Source organism: Streptomyces sp. NPDC037301, from assembly GCF_055602785.1.
Genome location: NZ_JBVJWD010000001.1, coordinates 393,032 through 412,212 on the forward strand (window position 1 = coordinate 393,032; position 19,181 = coordinate 412,212).

The 19,181-nt window shown below is 69.8% G+C and carries 16 protein-coding genes, 2 tRNA genes and 3 pseudogenes; 4 read left to right on the plus strand and 17 right to left on the minus strand.

Annotation, left to right across the window (positions count from 1 at the left end; translation table 11 throughout):
• Nucleotides 1-18: 18 nt before the first annotated feature.
• The 3 genes from ACZ7IB_RS01925 to leuS all read right to left on the minus strand — a co-directional run bounded on the left by ACZ7IB_RS01925 (nt 19) and on the right by leuS (nt 4,792).
• Nucleotides 19-864: a DegV family protein gene (locus ACZ7IB_RS01925; protein ID WP_470908348.1), complete on the minus strand. Its 846-nt coding sequence runs from the start codon at nt 862-864 to the stop codon at nt 19-21.
• Between the two features lie 130 nt (nt 865-994).
• Complete coding sequence (locus tag ACZ7IB_RS01930) at nt 995-1,720, minus strand: hypothetical protein (protein WP_470908349.1); 726 nt, start codon at nt 1,718-1,720, stop codon at nt 995-997.
• Nucleotides 1,721-1,918: 198 nt separating this feature from the next.
• A complete protein-coding gene (gene leuS, locus ACZ7IB_RS01935; protein WP_470908351.1) occupies nt 1,919-4,792 on the minus strand; it encodes a leucine--tRNA ligase in 2,874 nt (957 codons plus the stop codon).
• Nucleotides 4,793-5,324: 532 nt separating this feature from the next.
• On the opposite strand from leuS, the gene ACZ7IB_RS01940 reads away from it, so the two are divergent.
• Together ACZ7IB_RS01940 and ACZ7IB_RS01945 are read left to right on the plus strand one after the other, a co-directional pair.
• Nucleotides 5,325-5,657: a hypothetical protein gene (locus ACZ7IB_RS01940; protein ID WP_470908353.1), complete on the plus strand. Its 333-nt coding sequence runs from the start codon at nt 5,325-5,327 to the stop codon at nt 5,655-5,657.
• Nucleotides 5,658-6,241: 584 nt separating this feature from the next.
• Nucleotides 6,242-6,505: pseudogene (locus tag ACZ7IB_RS01945) on the plus strand (ferredoxin); the annotation flags it as partial.
• Between the two features lie 84 nt (nt 6,506-6,589).
• Here ACZ7IB_RS01945 and ACZ7IB_RS01950 read toward each other — a convergent pair.
• The 3 genes and pseudogenes from ACZ7IB_RS01950 to ACZ7IB_RS01960 form a co-directional block, all read right to left on the minus strand.
• Nucleotides 6,590-6,662: transfer RNA gene (locus ACZ7IB_RS01950), tRNA-Ala, on the minus strand.
• 135 nt (nt 6,663-6,797) lie between these two features.
• Entirely contained in the window at nt 6,798-7,031 is a 234-nt protein-coding gene (locus tag ACZ7IB_RS01955) for a hypothetical protein (RefSeq protein ID WP_015608461.1), read from the minus strand.
• A 258-nt stretch (nt 7,032-7,289) separates the two neighbouring features.
• Nucleotides 7,290-8,658 (minus strand): annotated as a pseudogene (locus ACZ7IB_RS01960) (MFS transporter).
• Nucleotides 8,659-8,850: 192 nt separating this feature from the next.
• On the opposite strand from ACZ7IB_RS01960, the pseudogene ACZ7IB_RS01965 reads away from it, so the two are divergent.
• Nucleotides 8,851-9,697, plus strand: a pseudogene (locus tag ACZ7IB_RS01965) (helix-turn-helix transcriptional regulator).
• A gap of 98 nt (nt 9,698-9,795) precedes the next feature.
• On the opposite strand, the gene ACZ7IB_RS01970 reads toward ACZ7IB_RS01965, so the two are convergent.
• The 7 genes from ACZ7IB_RS01970 to ACZ7IB_RS02000 all read right to left on the minus strand — a co-directional run bounded on the left by ACZ7IB_RS01970 (nt 9,796) and on the right by ACZ7IB_RS02000 (nt 14,052).
• Nucleotides 9,796-9,868 (minus strand) — tRNA-Ala (locus tag ACZ7IB_RS01970).
• 171 nt (nt 9,869-10,039) lie between these two features.
• Complete coding sequence (locus ACZ7IB_RS01975) at nt 10,040-10,693, minus strand: histidine phosphatase family protein (protein WP_470908752.1); 654 nt, start codon at nt 10,691-10,693, stop codon at nt 10,040-10,042.
• Nucleotides 10,690-11,121 (minus strand): ribosome silencing factor, encoded by a 432-nt coding sequence (gene rsfS / locus ACZ7IB_RS01980; protein ID WP_266361561.1) that lies wholly within the window; start codon nt 11,119-11,121, stop codon nt 10,690-10,692. Before rsfS ends, ACZ7IB_RS01975 begins: the two co-directional genes overlap by 4 nt.
• Before the next feature lie 114 nt (nt 11,122-11,235).
• The gene (locus tag ACZ7IB_RS01985; RefSeq protein WP_470908355.1) at nt 11,236-12,975 is read right to left on the minus strand and encodes a LytR C-terminal domain-containing protein; all 1,740 of its coding nucleotides are present in this window, start codon (nt 12,973-12,975) and stop codon (nt 11,236-11,238) included.
• A 19-nt stretch (nt 12,976-12,994) separates the two neighbouring features.
• On the minus strand, nt 12,995-13,612 hold the full coding sequence (gene nadD, locus ACZ7IB_RS01990; protein ID WP_093897071.1) for a nicotinate-nucleotide adenylyltransferase: 618 nt from the start codon (nt 13,610-13,612) through the stop codon (nt 12,995-12,997).
• Between the two features lie 38 nt (nt 13,613-13,650).
• The gene (locus tag ACZ7IB_RS01995; protein ID WP_093897070.1) at nt 13,651-13,815 is read right to left on the minus strand and encodes a hypothetical protein; all 165 of its coding nucleotides are present in this window, start codon (nt 13,813-13,815) and stop codon (nt 13,651-13,653) included.
• 84 nt (nt 13,816-13,899) lie between these two features.
• Nucleotides 13,900-14,052, minus strand: coding sequence for a hypothetical protein (locus ACZ7IB_RS02000; protein WP_176740246.1), 153 nt, complete (start codon nt 14,050-14,052; stop codon nt 13,900-13,902).
• Between the two features lie 110 nt (nt 14,053-14,162).
• Between ACZ7IB_RS02000 and ACZ7IB_RS02005 the strand changes: the two genes are divergently transcribed.
• The gene (locus ACZ7IB_RS02005; protein ID WP_470908358.1) at nt 14,163-15,290 is read left to right on the plus strand and encodes a M48 family metallopeptidase; all 1,128 of its coding nucleotides are present in this window, start codon (nt 14,163-14,165) and stop codon (nt 15,288-15,290) included.
• Here the strand turns inward: ACZ7IB_RS02005 and ACZ7IB_RS02010 are convergent.
• The 4 genes from ACZ7IB_RS02010 to ACZ7IB_RS02025 form a co-directional block, all read right to left on the minus strand.
• On the minus strand, nt 15,223-16,344 hold the full coding sequence (locus tag ACZ7IB_RS02010) for an SCO2583 family membrane protein (RefSeq protein ID WP_470908360.1): 1,122 nt from the start codon (nt 16,342-16,344) through the stop codon (nt 15,223-15,225). The two genes, ACZ7IB_RS02005 and ACZ7IB_RS02010, sit on opposite strands and share 68 nt — an antisense overlap.
• A 241-nt stretch (nt 16,345-16,585) precedes the next feature.
• Nucleotides 16,586-17,191 (minus strand): SCO2584 family spore wall biosynthesis protein, encoded by a 606-nt coding sequence (locus ACZ7IB_RS02015; RefSeq protein ID WP_470908361.1) that lies wholly within the window; start codon nt 17,189-17,191, stop codon nt 16,586-16,588.
• Nucleotides 17,192-17,258: 67 nt separating this feature from the next.
• Nucleotides 17,259-18,542: a glutamate-5-semialdehyde dehydrogenase gene (locus tag ACZ7IB_RS02020; protein ID WP_470908363.1), complete on the minus strand. Its 1,284-nt coding sequence runs from the start codon at nt 18,540-18,542 to the stop codon at nt 17,259-17,261.
• 83 nt (nt 18,543-18,625) lie between these two features.
• Complete coding sequence (locus ACZ7IB_RS02025) at nt 18,626-19,126, minus strand: hypothetical protein (RefSeq protein WP_470908365.1); 501 nt, start codon at nt 19,124-19,126, stop codon at nt 18,626-18,628.
• Nucleotides 19,127-19,181: the final 55 nt, after the last annotated feature.

A 19,181-nucleotide genomic window follows, 5' to 3' on the forward strand; every position in this document is an offset into this window, starting at 1 on the left:
TGACGTCGGCCAACGGCTTCAGCGCGGCGAAACCACTGCCCCGAGCAGACCGGGCCCGGTGTGCGCACCGATCACCGCGCCCACCTCGCTGACATGCAGATCGACCAGACCCGGCACCCGCTCACGCAGCCGCTCGGCGAGCCGCTCGGCCCGCTCGGGTGCCGCCAGGTGATGCACGGCGATGTCCACCCGGCTGCTGCCCGCCCGTTCCGCGACGATCTCCTCCAGACGCGCGATCGCCTTCGAGGCCGTCCGCACCTTCTCCAGCAGTTCGATACGGCCGCCGTCCAGCTGGAGCAGCGGCTTCACGGCGAGCGCCGATCCCAGCAGAGCCTGCGCGGCACCGATACGACCGCCGCGGCGCAGATAGTCCAGCGTGTCGACGTAGAAGTACGCGGAGGTGCCCGCTGCCCGCTTCTCCGCGGCTGCGACGGCCTCGTCCAGGCTTCCGCCCGCCTCTGCCGTCTCCGCCGCCGCCAGGGCGCAGAACCCGAGGGCCATGGCGACCATCCCTGTGTCCACCACCCGTACGGGAACCGGTGCGTCCTTCGCCGCGAGCAGAGCCGCGTCGTACGTACCCGAGATCTCGGCCGACAGGTGCAGCGAGACGATGCCGGTGGCTCCGGCCCCGGCCACCGCCCGGTACGCGGCGGCGAAGACCTCCGGGCTGGGCCGGGAAGTCGTCACGGGGCGACGCTTCTGGAGCGCCACCGCGAGGGAACGGGCCGAGATCTCGGTGCCGTCCTCCAGAGCCTGATCACCGAGGACGACGGTCAGCGGCACCGCGGTGATGCCGTGCCGCTCCATCGCCTCGGGCGGCAGGTAGGCCGTGGAATCGGTGACGATCGCGACATGGCGGGACATGAGCGGGAGGTTACCTGGCGAGTCTGCGGCTCGGCAGTCCGACCCCGACCGAATGATCGCTCCCGATCGCTTCGGACCGCTTCCTGTCACCACCGGTCATCGGACGCCGCACCGCCGGTCATCGGACGCCTCAGTTCGTCGTTTCGGGCCGAGCCGCCTTCTGCCACGGGTATTCGGTCTGCCGTCGCGGATCCGGAGCCGTGATCGCCTGTGCCACATCATCGGCCGGCCCACGTCCCTGGCCTTGCCGCTGCTCCTGGTCGCGCCCGTCGCCCTGCGGCTTCCCCTGCCCGCGGGCCGGCTCGTCCGGCTCCACCGTCCAGTGCCGCAGCGCCCCGGCCTCCACATCGATCTGCGCATTCAGTGCGTCCAGATCGTCGTCGTTGAATTGCCGCGCCCGGTCCCGCGCGGCCCACCGCAGCGAATCCGCAGAGTGCGTGATCCGCTCCGTGCGCTGCTTCAGTCCCGGCAGCAGAGAGGCGACCGTCGCCCGGTCGGGCTCGCGCTCCAGCTTCCTCAGCTCGTCGTCCAGCTCGCGCCCGTGCACACTCAGCCGCTGGAAGAGGCCCAGTGACTCCGAGAGCGAGGCATCCTCGGCGACTCTCGACTGCAACGCCTCCTGCGTGGCCCGCATGGATGTGCGCAGCGCGAGCCGCAGCTGTGCCAGCTCTCCGCCCACACCCGCCTGGCCATAACTCTTCGCCCGCAGCGTGGTGTCCTCGACGGTTCGGCGCGCCTGGGTGATCGTACGGTCGACACCCCGCTTCGCCGCGCCGATGGCCTTGACGCCCGCGTACACGCCCAGGGCCATGAAGGCGAAAAAGAGCAACCCCAGAATCAGGATCACGGCTTCCATGAGCGCCCCTCGGATGTCGTTTCGGCTGCCGGGTGCCGGCCCCTTCACCGTAAACGGAAAGGGCAGGCCGAGGGTTCCTTCGGAACCCCCAACCTGCCCGTAGGGGAAGGCCCCCACACCGCCGTACCGCAAGCAGCGGTTACGCGACGACCGTCACGCGGGGACGATGAGCACCCTCGCGCGGGACGATCAGCGGCGTCACGCCGGGACGATATTGACCAGCTTCGGCGCGCGCACGATCACCTTGCGGATCCCCGCGCCGTCCAGCGCCGCGACCACGGCCGGGTCGGCCAGGGCCAGTGCTTCCAGCTCCTCGTCCGCGATCGACGGGGAGATCTCCAGGCGTGCCTTGACCTTGCCCTTGACCTGCACGACGCAGGTCACGGTCTCGTCCACGACGTACGCCGGGTCGGCGACCGGGAAGTCCTGGTGCACGACCGACTCGGTGTGGCCCAGCCGGCGCCACAGCTCCTCGGCAATGTGCGGCGCCAGCGGCGCCACCAGCAGCACCAGCGACTCGGCGACACTCCGGGACAGCGGGCCGCCCGCCTTGGTCAGGTGGTTGTTCAGCTCGGTGACCTTGGCGATGGCCGTATTGAAGCGCATCCCGGCCATGTCCTGGCCGACCCCGTCGATCGCCTTGTGCAGCGCCCGCAGCGTCTCCTCGCCCGGCTCCGTGTCGACGACGGTGACCTCACCGGTCTCCTCGTCCACGACGTTGCGCCACAGTCGCTGCAGCAGCCGGTACTGACCGACGACAGCACGTGTGTCCCACGGCCGCGACACGTCCAGGGGGCCCATCGCCATCTCGTACAGGCGCAGCGTGTCGGCACCGTACTCGGCGCAGATCTCGTCCGGCGTGACAGCGTTCTTCAGGGACTTGCCCATCTTGCCCAGGACGCGGCTGACCTTCTCGCCCTGGTAGTAGAACTTTCCGTCCCGCTCCTCGACCTCGGCCGCCGGGACCGCGATGCCGCGGCTGTCCCGGTAGACGAACGCCTGGATCATGCCCTGGTTGTACAGCTTGTGGAACGGCTCGGCGGACGAGATGTGCCCCAGGTCGTGCAGCACCTTGGACCAGAAGCGGGCGTACAGCAGGTGCAGTACGGCGTGCTCGGCGCCGCCGACGTACAGGTCGACACCACCGGTCGGCTGCCCCTCGCGCGGGCCCATCCAGTACTGCTCGATCGCCGGGTCGACCAGCTGCCGGTCGTTGTTCGGGTCCAGGTAGCGCAGCTCGTACCAGCAGGACCCCGCCCAGTTGGGCATGGTGTTGGTCTCGCGGCGGTACTTCCTCGGGCCGTTGCCGTCGCCCAGGTCCAGGGTGACGTTGACCCAGTCGGCGTTCCGGGACAGCGGGGTCTCGGGCTGGGTGTCGGCGTCCTCGGGGTCGAAGGTGCGCGGCGAGTAGTCGTCGACCTCCGGCAGTTCCAGGGGCAGCATCGACTCGGGCAGCGGGTGGGCGATGCCGTCCTCGTCGTAGACGATCGGGAAGGGCTCGCCCCAGTAGCGCTGGCGGCTGAACAGCCAGTCGCGCAGCCGGAAGTTGACGGTGCCCTCACCGACGCCGTGCGCCTTCAGCCACTCGGTGATCTTCGCCTTGGCGTCGACGACGCCCAGACCGTCCAGCGAGATCTCGTCATTGGCGGAGTTGACCAGCTTCGCTTCGTACGAGGCGAAGGCGTCGTCCCACGTCGAGGGGTCCGTGCCGCGGTCGTCCGACGGCTCGACGACACAGCGCATCGGCAGCTCGAAGGCGCGCGCGAAGGCGAAGTCGCGCGCATCGTGCGCCGGTACGGCCATGATCGCGCCGGTGCCGTAACCCATCAGGACGTAGTCGGCGATGAAGACGGGCACCTTCTCGCCGCTGACCGGGTTGGTCGCGTACGCACCGGTGAAGACACCGGTCTTGTCCTTGGCCTCGGCCTGCCGCTCCACGTCGGACTTGGCGGCGGCCAGCTTGCGGTACGCGGTGACGGCCTCGGCCGGGGACGCATGCCCGCCGGTCCACACCGGGTGGGTACCCTCGGGCCAGGCGGCCGGAATGATCCGCTCGACCAGCTCGTGCTCGGGCGCCAGCACCATGTAGGTGGCACCGAACAGGGTGTCCTGGCGGGTGGTGAAGACGGTGATGTCACCCGCACCGTCGACCGGGAAGTCGACGCGTGCGCCTTCGGAACGCCCGATCCAGTTGCGCTGCTGCAGCTTGATGGCCTCGGGCCAGTCCAGCCCGTCCAGGTCGTTCAGCAGCCGGTCGGCGTAGGCGGTGATGCGCATGTTCCACTGGCGCAGCTTGGCCTTGAAGACGGGGAAGTTGCCGCGCTCGGAGCGGCCGTCGGCCGTCACCTCTTCATTGGCCAGTACGGTGCCCAGGCCCGGCGACCAGTTGACCGGCGCGTCGGATGCGTACGCCAGTCGGTACTCGCCCAGGACGTCCGCGCGCTCGGCGGCGCTCAGCGCGCTCCAGTCACGGCCGTCCGGGGTGGGACGCGAACCGCTCTCGAACTGCGCGACCAGCTCGGCGATCGGGCGGGCCCGGTCGGCCTCGGTGTCGTACCAGGAGTTGAAGATCTGCAGGAAGATCCACTGTGTCCACTTGTAGTACTCCGACTCGATCGTGGCGAACGAGCGGCGCTTGTCGTGGCCCAGGCCCAGCCGGCGCAGCTGGGCAGTCATGTTCTCGATGTTGGCCTCGGTGGAGACCCGCGGGTGCGTGCCGGTCTGCACGGCGTACTGCTCCGCGGGCAGGCCGAAGGCGTCGAAGCCCAGGGTGTGCAGCACGTTGTGCCCGGTCATCCGCTGGTGGCGGGCGAAGACATCGGTGGCGATGTAGCCCAGCGGGTGACCGACGTGCAGGCCCGCACCCGAGGGATACGGGAACATGTCCATGATGAACTTCTTCGGCTTGGCGGCCAGCTCCGGATCGCCCGCCAGGTCACCGGTCGGATTCGGCGCCTCGTACGTGCCCTCGGCGTCCCAGAAGTCCTGCCAGCGTGCCTCGATGTCGGCGGCCATCGCCGCCGTGTAGCGGTGCGGCGCAGCCGTCTCGGCTGCGGAATTCGTCTCGCTCATGATCCTCAAAGCTCCATCGATCGTCATCTGCCGGCGCCCACGTCTACGGACACGCGTCTACGGAAACGAAAAATCCCCTCGCACAGGAGGGGACGCCGCGCCGATTCCGACCAGGCATTCTCACCGGTCGGGACTGATCAGCGCGGCTCGCTAAGCAGAAGGCGTACGGCACGCATGGCGTCAGGGTACCGCACGGGCCCGGAACCGGTCCGGGCCCGGCCGGTCCGTGGACGGGACGGGGGAGCGACCGCACGACGGAACGTCCGGGAAGCGGGGGTTACTCCGCGTACCACCCTGTACCGGGCCACCATGAGCCCGGGCATGAGCCGCCCCATGCAGGGCGGACTGACCGTCGCCGTGCTGGTTCTCATCCCTCTGCTCGCCGTCGCGGGGAGCGACGACTTGCGCGCCGCGCTCGACTTCACGACCGGCGTCCTCTCACTGGTCTCGCTCACCGCCGCGGTGGGCTGGGGTCTGCTGGCCACCGACCGGCTGTTCCCCCTCCTCGCGGCAGCGGCTGCTCGCTCAGGGCGTGCACCGGGCCGCTGCCGCTGCCTCGCTCGGCTTCCTGCTGCTCCATGTCACCGTGAAGGTCGCACTCGGGCATGCGGCGCTGATCGGCGCGCTCATACCGTTCGGTCTCGATGTGCGCGGGACGGCGGGGCTGATCGGTTTCGGCTCGCCGGCCGGGCTGTTGATGGTGGTCTCCGCCGCGACCGGCGCACTGCGCAGCGCCTTTGCGGCCCCCAGCAGGATCGCGGGCCGCTGGCGTGCTTCTGCATGCGCTGTCCTATCCGGCGTGGTGCGCGGCGTTGGTGCACGGCCTGTACACGGGCCGACCGCCGGCGGCCCTGGGTCGTGGTGATGTACAGCCTCTGCCTCCTCTCGGTGGCCGGCGCCCTGTGCCTGCGCCTGCTCCCGCCCTCGGCCAAGCGCCGGATCACCGGTCTGATCACCGCTCTGATCAAGCCGGACACTCCCCCTGCCGAACCGGAACCGGTGGTACGTACGGCATCGCTTCCCGCGACGGAGGACATACGTCCGCTCGTCGCAGGGGCGAACCCGGAAGCACCGGGCCGCGACGTATTCGGCCGGAGTCTGCGCGGCACCCTGTTGCCGTCGTCCTTCGAACGCCCCCGCACCGCCCCCTCCGCGCCTGTCCCGCCGTTGTACGAGGCCCCGCCACGCAGCTCCGGCCGCCTCCCGACGGGCCCGGCCACCTATACGGAAACAGATGCGGACACAGTCGTGGCAGGCCCCCCGAGGCCCCGACCCCGGGATCGCCACCGCCTACCGTGCGGTCTCGCCGGCCACCGAATCCCCGGTTCCGGCCCCTGGGCAGAGCCCGCAGCAATCGGCAGGCCGGTGGCCCACGCCGTCCCCCGCACCACCGACACAGGCACTCCGGCCGCCTCCCGGCTCCACGCCCGCGCAGGCATCGAGCCCCGGCAGGGCCTGGAGGAGTCCATTCCGAGTGGCGGGCGGCTGGCGGTGGACTGGACGCTCTGCCAGGGCCACGGGCTCTGCGCGGACATCGTCCCTGAGTTGATCGGGCTGGGCCCCGACGGTTACCCGGCGCTCGCGGACGCAGCGGTTCCGATGCATCTGAGGGGGCGCGCACAGCGCGCAGTGCGCCGGTGTCCCGCGCTGGCGCTCCGCATCGAGCAGGAGGCGGCGGAACGCCCGGCGCTGCCGCCGGTCATCGGCTGGTAGGCCCTTGGCAGCGGCCGCAATTGACGTACGTACACGAGAAGCGGGTCACCCTGTGAGGATGACCCGCTTCTCATTTCTTCACTGTGGAGCTAAGGAGAATTGAACTCCTGACCTCCTGCATGCCATGCAGGCGCTCTACCAACTGAGCTATAGCCCCGTGCCGTGTGCCTCCCGGTTCCCCGTGGCGACATCCAGAACATTACCGGTGACCCCGCCACTCCACCAAATCGTTTCCCGCCTGCACGGCTTTGACCGAAATTGCGGCATCTTGGTCAAGTGATCGCGAGGCGGTTCACGCGGTGGCGAAGGAGTAGAAGCGCTTGAGCGTGCAGTGCTCCTCCAGCAGCCGCCCGTAGATCGGCTCCCCCTCCAGCTCCCGGTAGGTCTCGATCGGGTCGCCCTTTATGATCAGCGCCCGCGCACACTCCTCGCACCAGTACTGGTACTCCGGATTGATCGGATCCATGTCCCTGACGATGGGCGTACCGCTGCCGCACCAGTCACACTTCCGCCTGTGTGCACCCATGGGTCAGCTCCGGCTTTGGCCGCGGGCGGTACACACGCAGGAGACTCCGCCGTTCCCGCCGCGCACTTGGACCACAGGGGACGGATCACCAGCAGGACAACCGGCGCGGACGCGGCGTTCGGGAACAAGGAGCAGGTCCGGGACCTCGTCGCGGCTCGCAGGCATCGCGCGCTCCCTCCCGTTCGGTCCGTCGCCCCCTCCGGCGGTCCGATTCTGCCATGACGCCGCAAGGGGGCAGCCCGCCGGACATCGGGCCGGTCACCGACGCCGCACGAGACCCACCGACGCGCCTGCGATCGCGGCCACCGACAGTGCGAGAGCGCATTCCCACAGGGCATGTCCAGACCCCTGCACCCCTGACGTATCAAGGCGGTTGAGGAAGAGCGTGCCGAATGTCGCGACGCCGGTCAGCTGGCCGAGCTGGGTGACGGTCACCAGTTACACCACTTGCATCAGCGGCATTCTCCGGACGTACGTTCGCCAACGCCCCCGTAAGGGTGGGGCTGAAGCCCAGCGCCATACCGCTGCCCGTGATCGCAAAGGCCGCGTACAGCCAGGGCCCGCCGTCGCCGCCGTCCCGCATCAGCAGTCCGATGGCCACGGAGGCGACAGCCACCAGGGCGAACCCACCCGGAACCAGGGCCCCTTGGAGCCTCGCGGGCCACCGGCGCCAGGTCAGCCCGATCGCACCGAATACCAGCGCGGTCGGTGCGAACATCAGCCCCGTGCGCAGCGCCGAGTAGCCAAGACCGCCCTGGACGTGCAGCGTCATCGCAAAGAGGAAGCCCGCGTTGATCGCCATCACCACAAGAATGCGCAGCGCCGCCCGCGCCATGCCGGGGATGCGCAGCACCCTGGGCGCGATCAGGGGCGCACCACCGCGCGCGGCCAGCCGTGACTCATAACCGACGAACCCGGCGAAGAACCCCACGGAGGCAATCAGGCAGACCCGGGACCAGACCGGCCAGTCCAACTCCCGCCCGAGCACCAGCGGGACGGTGAGCAGCGTGACGGTTGCGGCGAGCAGCACCAGCCCCGGCAGATCGAGTCCGCGGGCACGCGCCTGGGCCCTGGCGTCCCCCGTGCGCGGTTCGCCGGGCAGCACACGGATGCCGAGCACCAGCAGAACCAGCCCGATCGGCACATTCACCAAGAAGACCGGCCTCCAGCCCGCGCCGAACAGATCGGCGCTGACCAGCACCCCGCCGACCACCTGCCCGGCGGCCGCCCCGGTGGCGAGCACCGCGCTGTAGGCGCCGAGCGCACGGATCCGCGCCTCGCCGGCGAAGTGGCGCTGAATGAGGCTGGGCACCTGCGGAATCATCACTGCCGCACCCGCCCCCTGGATCAGCCGGAAGGCGATCAACTGCCCGGCTCCGGCGGCAAGTCCGCAGGCCGGCGAGGCGGCCGTGAAGACGGCGAGTCCGGCCAGATGAGCCCGGCCGTGTCCGAGCAGACCGCCGAGCCTGGCACCGGTGATGAGCAGCACGGCGTACGTGATGGTGCAGCCGGCCACGATGAGCTGCAACCCGGCTCCGGAGGCGCCGAGTTCACTCCGGATCGTCGGGGCGGCGACGTTGACGATGAAGATGTCGAGCAGCGCCATGAAGTGAGCCGCGAGCACCAGGGCAAGCACTCTGCCGGGGCGTTCGACAGTGGTGGCGTCTTTACTGGTTACGGAACGTGGAGTTGCCTCTGAGGTCGTCGTCATGGCAAAGAGCCTGACCCCGGTCGAATACGGGTAACGAGAGCCCGCCGATGCTGGTACTGACAGCACCTGGCAACTCCCGTGCGGGGCACCGACGATGGGGGCGTGACAATGGTGACGGCACATCAGCAGGAGCAACACCGGCGGCGTCCGGAGCTCGCGGCCTTTCTGCGCAACCGCCGGGCGCGGGTGACACCCGCCGATGTGGGCATGGCGCCCGGGCTGCGCCGCCGCACCCCGGGCCTGCGCCGCGAGGAGGTCGCACAGCTCTCCGGCGTCGGTGTCACCTGGTACACCTGGCTGGAACAGGGCCGTCCGATCAACGCCTCACCACAGGTCCTGGACGCCGTGGCGCGCACCCTGCGACTGGACGCGCCGGAGCGCGAACACCTCTACCGCCTGGCGGAGGTGGCCTGCGCCCCGGGCAGACAGACCGACGCGATAGAGGTGGGGCCCGAGATCCAGGGCATCATCGACGCGCTCGATCCGCACCCCGCCGTGGTCTACAACACTCGGTACGACGTCCTGGCCACCAATCCCGCCTACCGCAACCTGTTCGGCGTCCCCGAAATAGCGGGAACGGGCATACGCAATGTGCTGTGGACGCTGTTCACGGTGGCCGAGGAGGCCTGTCCCGTCGTCCACCGGACCCAGGAACCGCCGATCATGGTGGCGACGCTGCGGGGAGCCTACGGACGCCATACGGGCGATCCCGCCTGCGAATCGTTCGTCGAACAGCTCTCGTCCGCCAGCCCGTACTTCGCCGAACTGTGGCGCAGTGGGGATGTCGCCCCGCCGGGACCGCGGGTGAAGGCCTTCCGGCACTGGGCGGCGACCGACGAGATACGGATGACCTCGGTGTCGCTGTCCGTCAACGGACTGCCGGATCGTGGCCTGCACCCCGGCCGACGAGGAGAGCGGCGAGCAGGTGGCGGCGCTGCGGCGCCGGGAGGCGTGACCGGACGCACGGTCAGGGCGGTCGGACGGGATCCCAGGCCGGGCAGTCGGGGGGAAACGCAAAGATCCCGCCCCCTGACGGGGACGGGATCTTGATTGTGGAGCTAAGGAGAATTGAACTCCTGACCTCCTGCATGCCATGCAGGCGCTCTACCAACTGAGCTATAGCCCCGCTGCTCGCCGTGTTTCCCTGCGTTTCCGCGCTGCGAACAAGAAGAACTTTAGCGTGTGACCAGCCAGAAAGTGAAATCCGGCCGACGCCGCCCGGAGGTGGCCTCCGAGCGCCGTCCGGGCCCGCCCCGCAGGCAGACCCATGGCACTCCCAGGCAAGGCCCCGGCGCTCCTACGTGTCGTCGCCGAGCACCGGCTCCGGCAGCGTGCCGGCATTGTGCTCCAGCAGGCGCCAGCCCCGCGCGCCCTCGCCCAGCACGGACCAGCAGCAGTTGGAGAGCCCGCCGAGCCCTTCCCAGTGGTGCGCCTCCAGACCCAGCAGCCGACCGATGGTGGTGCGGATGGTGCCGCCGTGGCTGACCACGACGAGCGTGCCGCTGTCGGGCAGCTTCTCGGCGTGTCCGAGTACGACCGGGGCGGCCCGGTCGGCGACCTCGGTCTCCAGCTCACCGCCGCCGCGGCGCACGGGCTCGCCGCGCTTCCATGCGGCGTACTGCTCGCCGTACAGCTCTACGATCTCCTCGTGGGTGAGGCCCTGCCAGGCGCCCGCGTAGGTCTCGCGCAGTCCCGCGTCGTGCGCTACTTCGAGGCCGGTGATCGCGGCGAGCTCGGCGGCCGTGGCCGCCGCCCGCTGCAGATCGGAGGCGACGATCACAGCCGGCTTCAGCGAGGCGAGCAGCCGGGCGGCCCGCTGGGCCTGCCCGACGCCGGCCTCGGTGAGCGCGATGTCCGTGGAGCCCTGGAACCGGCGCTCCAGATTCCATGCCGTCTGGCCGTGTCGCCAGAGGACGATCCTGCGGCCCCTGCCGCTTGCGCTGCCGTTCAGCTCTGCTCACCTTCCGTGCTGCCGGTGAGCTGGGCGTGCTCCGCGGCCTTGCCTCGGGTCTTGACGGCGTCCTCGGGGAGCGCGATCTCGGGGCAGTCCTTCCAGAGGCGCTCCAGCGCGTAGAAGACCCGCTCCTCGCTGTGCTGGACATGGATGACGATGTCGACGTAGTCGAGGAGGATCCAGCGCGCGTCGCGGTCGCCCTCACGGCGTACCGGCTTGGCGCCGAGTTCCTTCTGGAGCCGCTCCTCGATCTCGTCGACGATCGACTTGACCTGGCGGTCGTTGGGGGCCGAAGCCAGCAGGAAGGCGTCTGTGATCGACAGCACGTCGCTGACGTCGTACGCGATGATGTCGTGCGCGAGCCGGTCGGCGGCCGCCTGAGCGGCGGCGTTGATGAGCTCGATGGAGCGGTCCGTGGCGGTCACAAGCAGGCTTTCGTCGGCGGTCAGATCAACCTCTAGGGTCTCACGGACCGCCGACAGCCCACGCAGCGAACGTTCGAAGATCGAATCGCCGTCATCCGGGCGGTGCGGTCCCGGTCATTTGATCTTGTAGTTCTGGCCGAGCACGACGGACACATCCGCGTTCGCGGCGGGCTTGCCCTGCTTCAGCGCGCTCGTCGGCAGGCCCAGGGTCTTGGCGACCTGCGTCGCCTTGTCCTTGTCCGCCGCGGTCTTGTAGACGACCTCGGACAGCGCCGCCGTCTCGGTTGTTCCGCCGCCGACGAAGGCATAGCCGCCGTTGACCAGCTCGATCCGGGCGGACTCCGTGCCGTCCTTGTCACCGGTGGCGTTCTTGATCCCGACCCGCACCGCCGCACCGGCGTCCGGAGCCTTCACCGTGCCGCCCAGGATGTCCTTGACGACGCTTTCGGTGGCCCCGTCGGTGAGGGTGCCGTCGGCCTGCACCGGCAGCAGTGCCGTCTTGTAGTCGCCGCCCTTGGCATGCTGGGCGAGCTTCGCCAGCGAGGCACCGAGATCCTTCTCGGGGAGCGACGGGTCGAGGATCTGCCCCAGCGTCTGCACGGTGACCGTTGCGGCCTTCGGATCGTCCGAGATCTTCCGCAGAACGCCCCGCATGACCTCCCCGAACCGCATGAGCTGCTTCGCCTCGGCCTCACCGGGTGCCCGGTAGGTGGCGTATGCAACGGCCATCTGGCCGCTCAGGGTCTGCGCCTCCCCCTTCTTCACCAGGGGGGAAGCGTCCTTCTTCGTGTCGGGCACCTCGGTGTCGGTGTCGACCTCGATGCTGCCGACCAGATCGACGAGAGTCTCCAGATAGGGGGTGTCGAGCCGCCACGTGCCGCTGATCTCGGTGCCGAGCAGTGTGTCGATGGAATCGCGGGTGCCCGTGGTGCCGTCGTCCTCGACGGACTTGCCGAGGGTGGTCGTGACGCCCTCGTCGTCGGCGACCGCGAGCGAGTTGGGGAGCAGGACCGTGGTCCCCTGTTTGGTCGTCACATTGTCGACGAGCAGCGCCGTGGAGGTGCCGCCCTTCTTGGTGTTGCGCAGATGGACCACGACGACGTCCCGCTGCTGCGGGCCCGTCGATGCGGTGTTGTCCTTCTCCGAGCCGGAGAGGCCGGGGATCTTTCCGGCGGACCAGAGGTAGCCGACACCGCCGACCACCACCAGGACCACCACGACTATCAGCGCGACCATGCGGTTGCGGCCGCGACGCCGTGCCTCTTCGCGCCGCTCGCTGCGGCTCTCGGTGAACTTCAGCCAGTCGATGACGTCTTCGGAGTCCTCGTCGGGCTCCTCGATGAAGGAGAACTGCTCTGTGCGGTAGTCGCGGTCGGCTCGGCGCTGCCCGGGGACGGCCGGTTCCGGGCCGGCCTCGAAGTCGGGCTCGGGCTCGGGTTCCTGCCGGGCCGGCGCGGGTGCGGGCGGGGACGGCTGTGCGGCGGCCTGCTGCGGGATGTTCCACTGCTGAGTGGTGTCGACCGCGGCGGGCTGCCGGCCGGTGTCGTAGCCATAGCCGTCGTAGCCGCCGTATGCCTGTTGTTGGGGCTGTTGCGGCTGCTGGGGGGCAACGTACGGGTCGTACAGCTGCGGCTGCGGCTGCGGCTGCGCGGACTGCGGCTGCTGAGGCTGGGCGTACGGGTCGTATCCGTACCCCTGGTCGGCCTGATGCGGCTCCTGCTGGGACTGCTGAGGCGCATACGGGTCGTACGACTGCTGTCCTGGCTGCTGATACACCGGCTGCCCGTACTCGTCGTAGCCGATGATCTGCGGCTGCTGGTAGTACGGGTCGTACGGGTTCTGTCGGTCGTTCACCGGTGCCCCTCTGCGTGGCTCATTCGCCGCGGTACAGCTGGCGCTTGTCGATGTAGCGGACCACACCGTCCGGCACCAAGTACCAGACCGGCTCCCCCTGCGCGACCCTCTCACGGCAGTCCGTGGACGAGATCGCGAGCGCGGGCACCTCTACGAGGGAGACCCCGCCCTCCGGCAGCCCGGGGTCCGCGAGCACATGCCCCGGCCGCGTCACACCGATGAAGTGTGAGAGGGAGAACAGTTCGTCGGCGTCCCGCCAGGTGAGGATCTGGGAGAGCGCGTCGGCGCCGGTGATGAAGAAGAGGTCCGCGTCGCCGTGGATCGCGCGCAGGTCCCGCAGCGTATCGATGGTGTACGTCGGCCCGCTGCGGTCGATGTCGCTCCGGCTGACCGAGAACTGCGGGTTGGACGCCGTCGCGATGACCGTCATCAGATAGCGGTCCTCGGCCGGGGAGACGTGCTTGTGGCTCTTCTGCCACGGCTGCCCGGTCGGCACGAAGATCACCTCGTCGAGGTGGAACTGGGCGGCCACTTCGCTGGCCGCCACCAGGTGTCCATGATGAATCGGGTCAAATGTCCCGCCCATCACGCCGATTCGGCGCTTTCCGCGGCCGGTAGGCACTTCCTGCTCTCCCATGCGTGCAGAGCCTACTGGCACAGCTGTACGCCTTCGCCTCAGCGGTCGCGGTTGAAGCGAGTGGTGATCCACAGCAGGAGCAGCAGCACGACGAATGCACCGCCCCCGGTGAGATACGGGCTGAGGCTTTCGTGGTTGCCACCGTGCTCGCCGCCCTCGGCGGCGAGAGTGACCAGCTGGTGCGCGGTGCTCGTGAGGCTCATCTTCGGCAGGACCTATCGATCGGGAGTCGGAAGGAAGACGTCGCGCACATCGTATGCGGGCGCCCCGGGCGCGCTCACGCCGACTCAGTCGTTGTTGTCGTCGTTGCGGTATCCGCGGAGCAGGAACCAGCCGAGCAGGACAGCTCCGACGAGCGAAGCGAGCAGCACGATGCGGAGCGTGTTGCCGGGCCCCTGATCCTCGGATGCGGCGGCGAGCAGAGCAACGGTATGCGGCATGTCGGGCGTCTCCTCAGTTATCCACAGCCCCCGGCACACCGTAGCCCCAGCGCCTACGCTGGGACTTGTCAGGGGGCGAGCGACGTCTCGTACGAACAGGGGGCCCATTCATGACCGAACGCAGCCACGAAAGCCACGAGAACGTGCCGAGCAGGCAGCGCAGGCGTTTCGCAGGGATCTCGTCCCGGGCCTATGAACATCCGGCTGACCGCTCGGCCCTGGTGGCCCTGCGCAAGCTGAGCGGTTTCGACACCGTGTTCAAGACACTGAGCGGTCTGCTGCCCGAGCGCAGCCTGCGACTGCTCTTCCTCTCCGACTCCGTCCGGGTGAGCGACGCGCAGTTCGTCCACCTCAACGACATGCTGCGGGACGCCTGTTACATCCTGGACCTGGAAAAGGTCCCGCCGATGTACGTCAACCAGGACCCGCAGCCCAATGCCATGTGTATCGGTCTCGACGAGCCGATCATCGTGGTGACGACGGGGCTGGTGGAGCTGCTCGACGAGGAGGAGATGCGGGCCGTCGTCGGCCACGAGGTGGGACACGCCCTCTCCGGCCACGCCGTGTACCGCACGATTCTGCTGTTCCTCACCAATATCGCGTTGAAGGTCGCCTGGATCCCGCTCGGCAATGTCGCGATCATGGCGATCGTGACGGCACTGCGCGAGTGGTTCCGCAAGTCGGAGTTGTCGGCAGACCGGGCGGGGCTGCTGGTTGGACAGGATCTGCAGGCATCGATGCGCGGCCTGATGAAGATCGCGGGCGGCAATCATCTGCACGAGATGAATGTGGACGCCTTCCTCGCCCAGGCCGACGAGTACGAGAAGGGCGGCGATCTGCGCGACTCAGTGCTCAAGATCCTCAATCTGCTGCCCCGCTCGCACCCCTTCACCACGGTGCGCGCGGCCGAGCTGAAGAAGTGGTCCGAGACGCGCGACTACCAGCGGATCATGGACGGCCACTACCCGCGGCGCGACGAGGACAAGGACACCTCGGTGACGGACTCCTTCCGGGAGTCCGCGGCGCACTACGCGGACACGGTGCGCACCAGCAAGGATCCGCTGATGAAGCTGGTAGGCGACATAGCGGGGGGCGCCGGGGACCTGGGCGGCAAGCTCCGCGACAAGTTCACCGGTCAAGGAGGCGGGGGCGCAGCCGGCAAGGGCGGTGCTACGGACGGCTCTGCGGGGCCCCAGGAGCCTCGGAACCCTGATGAGCCCGGGGCTGCTGGGAGCTGACCGTCAGCGTCCCGCAGAGCGCCGCAGTGGGCCGGCCCGTCGCGTACGGGTCGGTGCCCGCGGGGCCGCGGGAGACGGCGTGCTGCCCGGCGAGCAGTGGCCGCAGCGCACCGGTGGTGTCCGCCGGGCATGCCTGCGGTCCGGCCTGTACGTAGCTGGTGCGCAGCTCCAGCCGGTGCAGCCGCAGGTCTTCCCGGTCGAAGCGGAAGTGCAGCTCGCGCCGTACGGTGAAGAGCGAGGCGCCGCCTGCCCGTTGGGGCCCCGAGACCGCCGGGCGGAGCGTGTATGTGAAGGTGTGGTCCGACACCACCTCCAGGGTGTCGGACCCCGCCTCCGTGTAGCTCAGGGTGCCCCGGACCCGTATGTCCGGAACGGCCAGTGCCACCTTCGCCGGGTCGAAGCGCACCAGCCAGCCGGTGGCGGCATGCTGTCCGTCGTCGTCCGGCCGGCTCATGCTGCGGTCGAACTGGGCCATCTGGTCCGGGTCGAGCAGCAGTTCCACCGGCCGCACCGCGTTACCGGTGAGGACGTCGGGGTCGAGCGAGGACGCCACCAGGTAGTCCTTGACCGTGGTCAGGGCCGTCGCGACCTGGCTGTCCGAGAAGTTGTCCGTCCCTCGGATCGCCGGCAGGTTGATGCCTGCGGCACCTGTTTCGAACTGTGCGGCGGGGCTCTTGGCGAGGAGGCCGGCGGCGGTTCCGCCGGGTACGGCACCCTGGGGAGCCAGGGGGACGACGGTCGACCTCAGAGGTTCGGCCCTTCTGCCTACGGGCGCCTGGTAGGGGTGGCGGAAGCCCATGTACACGGCCGTTCCGAAGGCCAGGGCGATCAGGAGGACCAGGGCGATGGCTGCCTTGGAGCCGGCGCGGAAGCCCCGGGCCGGGAGGCTGCGTACGGCACGGGCGTGGTCCCCCATGCGTTCCTGGGCGGAGAATTCCTTCAGCCGGGCAGCACGCACGAACGACTCGTCGAAGACGAGTGACCGGTACTCGTCCTCACCGCCGCCCGGCGCGCTCTCGGGCGGACCTTCTGGTGGTTCTCCGCGGTCTGCCATGACTTCTCCCGACTCCACGTCACCGACCGGGGCCGAAACGCTTCGCTCTGCTTCGGCCGAATGGCTTCGGACAGGGCCTGCCCGTCATGAGTTCGCATGACTACGCATGTACGGACGAGTGAGAAGCCCCCTCGGAGAGAGAGGGGGGTCACACCTTCAGGGTAGGTCGATTACGACCGGGGTAAACGCCCAGCCGCGAGAGAACCGCCCGAGAGTTGCCCCGGGCCCCGGCCGGCCGCCCTCAGGACGGGCGCGGGACCGCTGAGACCGTGGGGCGGGGGTAGCCGGCCGAGCCCGACGGGACGGCGCTGGGGACGGGGCCGGGTGCACTGTCCACGCCGGTGGTGGCGGGTGGCGGGGCGGGGTCCTGGCGGTTGCCCGAGGTGTTGCGGTAGACGGCGCTGAAGGCCAGCGCGACCATTCCGATGCCCATCAGCACGGCGAGCAGCCAGGCCACCGGCCGGTGCCAGCGCGCCGCACCCCGGTAGGGGCGCAGGACACCGCCGTGGCGCCCGTAGGGGCCGCTGCCGTACGCGTCGTCGTCATCGGGGTCCAGCGGGTCGCCGCAGGCGCTCCCGCGGCCATATGCGCCGCCCGGCCCGTATCCCTCGTCATAGAGCTCGTCATCCGGCGGACCGCCGCCCGCCCTCGCCCTGGACGCCTCGGCCTCGGCACGCGCCTGCGCAGCAGCCAGCAGTCGCTCCACGGCGGTGGGTTCATGGATCTCGGCGGCCCGTACGAAGTCCTCGTCGAACACCACGGAGGCGAAGTCCTCGTCCGCGCCCCCGCGGTCGTCGTCGGGCTCCCAGCCGTCCGGGAACGGCCTGCCCCCCACGTCGTCCGGCACGGCTCCAGACTAGCCCTGCCGGGTCGTTCTGGGCAGGGAGCCCGCAACATTCACCGCACCCGGACGGTCACCGCACGTGGCCGTCGCCCGTGACGATGTACTTCGTCGAGGTCAGCTCCGGCAGGCCCATCGGGCCCCTGGCATGCAGCTTCTGCGTGGAGATGCCGATCTCGGCGCCGAAGCCGAACTGACCGCCGTCGGTGAAGCGTGTCGACGCGTTCACGGCCACCGTCGTGGAGTCCACCAACTGGGTGAAGCGGCGGGCCGCGGCCTGGGAGGTGGTCACGATCGCCTCGGTGTGACCGGAGGACCAGAGCCGGATGTGCGCGACGGCCGCGTCCAGCGACTCCACGACGGCCGCGGCGATGTCGTACGAGAGGTACTCGGTCTCCCAGTCCTCCGGCGTCGCCGCCACCACGGTGGCCTCGGACCCCTCGGCGTATTCGAGGACCCGCTCGTCGCCGTGCACGGTCACCCCGGCGCCGGCCAGCGCGTCCAGTGCCCGTGGCAGGAAGTCCGCGGCGATGTCCTTGTGGACCAGGAGCGTCTCGGCGGCGTTGCAGACGCTCGGGCGCTGCGCCTTGGAGTTGATCAGGATGTCGACGGCCATGTCGAGGTCGGTCTGCGCGTCCACGTACACATGGCAGTTGCCGGTGCCGGTCTCGATGACCGGGACGGTGGATTCCTCGACCACTGTGCGGATCAGCGAGGCGCCGCCGCGCGGGATGAGGACGTCGACGAGGCCGCGCGCCCGCATGAGTTCCCGTACCGAGTCGCGGTTCTCGCCCGGCACCAGCTGCACCGCGTCGGCCGGGAGGCCGGAGCCGCCGACCGCATCGCGCAGCACCCGTACGAGCGCGACATTGGAGGCGTACGCGGAGGACGAGCCGCGCAGCAGGACGGCGTTGCCCGATTTCAGGCAGAGGGCAGCGGCGTCGACCGTCACATTGGGCCGGGCCTCGTAGATGATCCCGACCACGCCGAGCGGTACCCGGACCTGTCGCAGGTCGATGCCGTTGGGCAGGGTCGAGCCGCGGACGACCTCGCCGACCGGGTCGGGCAGCGCCGCGACGTCCCGCACATCGGCGGCGATGGCGCGGATCCGTTCCGGGGTGAGGGTGAGCCGGTCGACGATCGACTCGCTGGTCCCGGCCTCACGGGCGCGGGCGACATCCTCGGCGTTGGCCGCGACGATCTCGCCCGTCCGGACTTCCAGCGCGTCCGCGATCGCCAGCAGCGCGTCATCCTTCGCCGCGCGCGGCAGTGGCGCGATGTCGGCGGCGGCGGAGCGTGCCCGGTAGGCGGCCTGGGCGACCGGGGACATGTTGTCGTACGGCGAGAGCGTGGTCATGCCCGCAGGGTAGTGCGCACACTGCGGGCATCCGTCACGTATCCCGTGATGCGAGACAACTGCCCCGGGGGCCGCCGCCGCGCTCAGTACGGGTGCACGCCGACCGGGGCGGCCGGGGGCGGCCCGTATCCCTCGGCGACGCGCTGGTGGTACGTCTCCCGGTCGATGACTTCCAGGCCGACGATCTCCCAGGGCGGAAGCCCGGCGGTGGAGCGGTGTTCCCCCCACAGCCGCAGCGCGACGGCCGCCGCATCGTGCAGGTCACGGGCCTCCTCCCAGTAGCGGATCTCCGCGTGGTCGTTGGCGTACCGGCTGGTCAGCAGGAAGGGATGGTCGTGCGCGAGCTGTTCGAGACCCCGCCTGACCTCCTTCAGCGGAATCGCGGCGCCCGAGACGCTGAGCGTGACGTGCCAGAGTCTCGACGCGGTGCGCTCCTCCTTCGCCACCGTCGGCTCGGGCCCGGTGGTCCGGTCGTCCCTGCGGTCCATGGACCGGCTCTCGTCGAAGCCGGCACCTGCTCCGACACTGGTCAGGGCCCGGCCACCCGTTCCTCGGGGCGGCGCCCCCGGGCGCGCTCGTCTCACCGGCGGCCTCCTGTGAATGCGTTTGCTGTGCTGTACCCCGCTGTGTCCCCGTTAC

What these genes read in the sequence shown, in the direction of transcription:
- ACZ7IB_RS02020 (WP_470908363.1), bottom strand. Translation starts at nt 18,542, where the DNA reads ATGACCACGCTCTCGCCGTACGACAACATGTCCCCGGTCGCCCAGGCC.
- ACZ7IB_RS01930 (WP_470908349.1), bottom strand. Translation starts at nt 1,720, where the DNA reads ATGGAAGCCGTGATCCTGATTCTGGGGTTGCTCTTTTTCGCCTTCATG.
- ACZ7IB_RS02000 (WP_176740246.1), bottom strand. Translation starts at nt 14,052, where the DNA reads ATGCCGCATACCGTTGCTCTGCTCGCCGCCGCATCCGAGGATCAGGGG.
- ACZ7IB_RS01955 (WP_015608461.1), bottom strand. Translation starts at nt 7,031, where the DNA reads ATGGGTGCACACAGGCGGAAGTGTGACTGGTGCGGCAGCGGTACGCCC.
- ACZ7IB_RS01925 (WP_470908348.1), bottom strand. Translation starts at nt 864, where the DNA reads ATGTCCCGCCATGTCGCGATCGTCACCGATTCCACGGCCTACCTGCCG.
- leuS (WP_470908351.1), bottom strand. Translation starts at nt 4,792, where the DNA reads ATGAGCGAGACGAATTCCGCAGCCGAGACGGCTGCGCCGCACCGCTAC.
- ACZ7IB_RS02010 (WP_470908360.1), bottom strand. Translation starts at nt 16,344, where the DNA reads ATGGCAGACCGCGGAGAACCACCAGAAGGTCCGCCCGAGAGCGCGCCG.
- nadD (WP_093897071.1), bottom strand. Translation starts at nt 13,612, where the DNA reads ATGGGAGAGCAGGAAGTGCCTACCGGCCGCGGAAAGCGCCGAATCGGC.
- ACZ7IB_RS02005 (WP_470908358.1), top strand. Translation starts at nt 14,163, where the DNA reads ATGACCGAACGCAGCCACGAAAGCCACGAGAACGTGCCGAGCAGGCAG.
- ACZ7IB_RS01995 (WP_093897070.1), bottom strand. Translation starts at nt 13,815, where the DNA reads ATGAGCCTCACGAGCACCGCGCACCAGCTGGTCACTCTCGCCGCCGAG.